This window comes from Actinotalea ferrariae (genome assembly GCF_019733465.1).
Classification (GTDB): domain Bacteria; phylum Actinomycetota; class Actinomycetes; order Actinomycetales; family Cellulomonadaceae; genus Actinotalea; species Actinotalea ferrariae_A.
Genome location: NZ_JACVQL010000165.1, coordinates 1 through 3,869, shown reverse-complemented (window position 1 = coordinate 3,869; position 3,869 = coordinate 1). Strand labels below are relative to the sequence as shown.

Genomic DNA, 3,869 nt, shown 5'->3' with positions numbered 1-3,869 from the left:
ACCGCCGGCTGCGGCGCATCGCCAAGGACGTGCTCGCGGCGCACCGGCGCGAGGTGACCGCCGCGGCGCAGGCGGCCGACGCCGAGCTGCTCGCCGGCCGGCCGGCGGGTGACGTCACGACCTGGACGGGGACGGGCGTCGACGCGGACCAGGGAACACCGGACCCCGTGCTCGCGTTGGCCCTCCTGCGGGAGGCCGTCGCGGAAGGTCGCGAGGTGTGGCTCGACATCGTCGGGCCGAACGGAGGCTCCACCCGCCGCCGGGTCCGCCCGGTGCGCGTCGACGCGGGACGGGTCCGAGCCATCGACCCCGACCGCGAGGCCGAGCTCACCGTCGCCGTGCACCGCATCGCCGGCGTCACCCCCACCGGAGGAGACCGATGACCGAGGGCGCCCCCGGGCCGCTGATCGTGCAGAGCGACAAGACGCTCCTGCTCGAGATCGACCACCCCGACGCCGCCGCGTGCCGGCGCGCGATCGCCCCGTTCGCGGAGCTCGAGCGCGCGCCCGAGCACGTGCACACCTACCGCCTGACGCCGCTCGGCCTGTGGAACGCGCGCGCCGCGGGCCACGACGCCGAGCAGGTCGTCGCGGTGCTGCTCGAGTACTCGCGCTACCCCGTGCCGCACGCGCTGCTCGTCGACGTCGCCGAGACCATGGCGCGCTACGGCCGGCTCCAGCTCGTCAGCCACCCGACGCACGGCCTCGTGCTGCACGCGCTCGACCGCGCGGTGCTCGAGGAGGTCCTGCGCTCGCGCAAGACGGCCGGCCTGGTCGGCACCCGGATCGACGCGGACGACGTCGTCGTGCACGCGAGCGAGCGCGGGCACCTCAAGCAGGTGCTGCTCAAGCTCGGCTGGCCGGTCGAGGACCTCGCCGGGTACGTCGACGGCGAGGCGCACCCGATCGACCTCGACGAGGACGGCTGGGCGATGCGGCCCTACCAGCAGCAGGCCGTCGAGGGCTTCTGGCACGGCGGCAGCGGCGTCGTCGTGCTCCCGTGCGGCGCCGGCAAGACGATCGTCGGCGCGGGCGCGATGGCCCGGTCCAAGACGACGACGCTCATCCTCGTCACCAACACGGTCTCGGCCCGGCAGTGGCGCGACGAGCTGCTGCGCCGCACGACGCTCACCGAGGACGAGATCGGCGAGTACTCCGGTGCGCGCAAGGAGATCCGGCCCGTCACGATCGCGACCTACCAGGTGCTGACGACGCGCCGGAAGGGCGTCTACACGCACCTCGAGCTGCTCGACGCGCGCGACTGGGGCCTCGTCCTCTACGACGAGGTCCACCTGCTGCCGGCGCCGATCTTCCGGATGACGGCGGACCTGCAGGCGCGCCGACGCCTCGGCCTGACCGCGACGCTCGTGCGCGAGGACGGCCGCGAGGACGAGGTGTTCTCGCTCATCGGGCCCAAGCGGTTCGACGCGCCGTGGAAGGACATCGAGGCGCAGGGCTACATCGCGCCCGCGGACTGCGTCGAGGTCCGTCTCACGCTGCCCGACGCCGACCGGCTCGCCTACGCGACCGCCGAGCCCGAGGAGAAGTACCGCCTCGCGGCGAGCGCGGCCGGCAAGAACCGGGTCGTCGAGCAGCTCGTCGCCCAGCACCCCGACGACCAGGTGCTCGTCATCGGTCAGTACCTCGACCAGCTCGAGATGCTCTCCGACCACCTCGACGCACCCCTCATCACGGGCGCGACGACGGTCCGCGAGCGCGAGCGGCTGTTCGCGGCGTTCCGGACCGGCGAGATCACGCGGCTCGTCGTGAGCAAGGTCGCGAACTTCTCGGTCGACCTGCCCGAGGCCGCCGTCGCGATCCAGGTCAGCGGCTCGTTCGGGTCGCGTCAGGAGGAGGCCCAGCGCCTCGGCCGGATCATGCGGCCGAAGGCCGACGGCCGCACGGCGCACTTCTACGCCGTCGTCTCGCGCGACACGGTCGACCAGGAGTTCGCCGCCCACCGCCAGCGGTTCCTCGCCGAGCAGGGTTACGCGTACCGGATAGTCGACGCCGAGGACCTCGTCACCGGCTGACCCCGGCCCGCCGGGTCAGGGCAGGAGGGCGGGCTCCGCCGCGAGGGGCAGGCCGGCGTGCCGGCGGCGGACCAGCTCCGCGAATCGGTGCGCGACGGCGCGGCCGCCCGCCTCGACCTGGTCCGCACGCGCGTCGTACTCGGCGAGCGCGGCGACGGCGTCGACGTCCGCCAGCTCCTCGGCCCACGCGGCGAACGTCGCGCGCGAGGCCTCGGGGTGGAACTGCAGGCCCCACGCCGCCTCGCCGACGCGGAACGCCTGGTACGGGTAGAGCCGCGACGACGCGAGCCACACCGCGCCGTCCGGCAGGTCGACCACGGCGTCGGCGTGCATGGACGGCATGGCGAGCAGCACGCCGCCCGCGAGCGGGTGGTCGGCCGGCACGTCCGCCGCGAGGTGGCCGACCAGCTGGTCCCGCGCCGCGTCGGGCCGGGGGTGCACGTCGATGACGCCCGTCTCGCGTCCGGGGGGCGCCGCGACCTGGACCCGTCCGCCGGTCGCGACCGCGAGGAGCTGCGCGCCGAGGCAGATGCCGAGCGTCGGGACGCCGGCGGTGGCCGCGGCGGCGAGCAGCGCGCGCGTCGCGGGCAGCCACGGCGAGCCGGCGTCGTCGTACGCGTTGCCCTGGCCGCCCAGCACGAGGAGGCCGTCGCCGACCTCGTCGACGGACGGGATCGCGTCGCCGGCCCACGCGCGGACCGTGCGGATCTCGAGGGGCTGCGTCTCCGCGAGCCAGCCCGCGAAGCGGTCCAGCGGGCACGAGGCCATGTGCTCGATGACGGTGAGGATCACGGCGCGACTGTATTGGGAGCGCGTCCAAGGTCGCCATCACCGGATCCCGCCGTTCGCCCGAACGGGGTCGCCGCTAGCCTGACCGCGACTGCGTGACGAGGGGGCGCGCGCGGCACGAGGGCATGCGACGCAGCCGGGTCAGGCGAGGGCACAGCCGGAAGGAGCCGACGGGGTGAGCGCGGACGACGTCGTGTGCCGGCTCTTCCGCGACGCGGCCGGCACGTCCGGCGTCGCCACGTCGGATGCGCCCGCGGTGACCAGCGCCGGGGACGCGGCGCGGCTCGTCCGCCTGCTCGACGCGCACCGCGGCTGGACCTACCTCGCGCCGCGGGCCGACCGGGTCGCGGGGCTGCCGGCGGCGCTCGTGGACCGCGCGACCCGCGAGCGCCGCGCTGCCGTGAGCTACCAGATCGCGCTCGGCGCGGACCTGCGGACGTGCGGTGACGCGCTCGACGTCGCCGGGATCCCGTGGGCGTGCGTCAAGGGCCCGGTGGTCGCGGCGCTGCACGAGCGACGCGGCGACGTCCGGCCGTTCACGGACCTCGACCTCCTCGTGCCGCCCGCCCGGTTCGCGGACGCCCTGCGTGCGCTCAGCGGCGCGGGTGCGGTGCTGCTGGACCGCAACTTCGCCCTCCTGCGCGAGCGCACGCCGGGCGAGGTGAACGTCCGCGCACCCCTGGGCACCATGGTCGACCTGCACTGGACGCTCGTGAACCGCCGCGAACGACGCACGAGGTCCCGCGTCGCGACCGCGCCGCTGCTCGCGGGCCGCGTCCCGGTCCCGACGTCGGCGGGCGACGTGCCCGCCCTCGCCCCGGCCGAGCGTCTGGTCCACCTCTGCCTGCACGCGGCCGGGTCGGGAGCCGGCCGGCTCGTGTGGCTCCTCGACGTCGCGCTCAGCGTCGCCGACGCGGTCGACTGGGACGCCGTCGTCGCCGTCGCGCGCGCGTGGGGCGTGCCGCATGCGGTCGGCCTCGTGCTCGGCCGCAGCCGCACCGTGCTCGGCGCGGACGTGCCGGCCGACGTCGTGCGTGCGCTCCTGGGA

Annotated in this window: 3 protein-coding genes and 1 pseudogene; 3 read left to right on the top strand and 1 reads right to left on the bottom strand. The window is 75.7% G+C overall.

Going from position 1 to position 3,869, the window contains the following annotated elements; genetic code table 11:
- Together ICW40_RS13215 and ICW40_RS13210 are read left to right on the top strand one after the other, a co-directional pair.
- Positions 1-383: pseudogene (locus ICW40_RS13215) on the top strand (hypothetical protein); the annotation flags it as partial.
- Positions 380-2,032 carry a DNA repair helicase XPB gene (locus ICW40_RS13210; protein ID WP_221654481.1) on the top strand — a complete coding sequence of 551 codons (1,653 nt, stop codon included), beginning with the start codon at positions 380-382 and terminating at the stop codon, positions 2,030-2,032. The pseudogene ICW40_RS13215 and the gene ICW40_RS13210, both read left to right, overlap by 4 nt.
- Before the next feature lie 15 nt (positions 2,033-2,047).
- On the opposite strand, the gene ICW40_RS13205 is transcribed toward ICW40_RS13210, so the two are convergent.
- Complete coding sequence (locus ICW40_RS13205; protein WP_308121792.1) at positions 2,048-2,824, bottom strand: type 1 glutamine amidotransferase; 777 nt, start codon at positions 2,822-2,824, stop codon at positions 2,048-2,050.
- A 172-nt stretch (positions 2,825-2,996) separates the two neighbouring features.
- On the opposite strand from ICW40_RS13205, the gene ICW40_RS13200 reads away from it, so the two are divergent.
- On the top strand, positions 2,997-3,869 hold an 873-nt coding region (locus ICW40_RS13200), incomplete at its 3' end, for a nucleotidyltransferase family protein (RefSeq protein WP_221654480.1).

What these genes read in the sequence shown, in the direction of transcription:
- ICW40_RS13210 (WP_221654481.1), top strand. Translation starts at nt 380, where the DNA reads ATGACCGAGGGCGCCCCCGGGCCGCTGATCGTGCAGAGCGACAAGACG.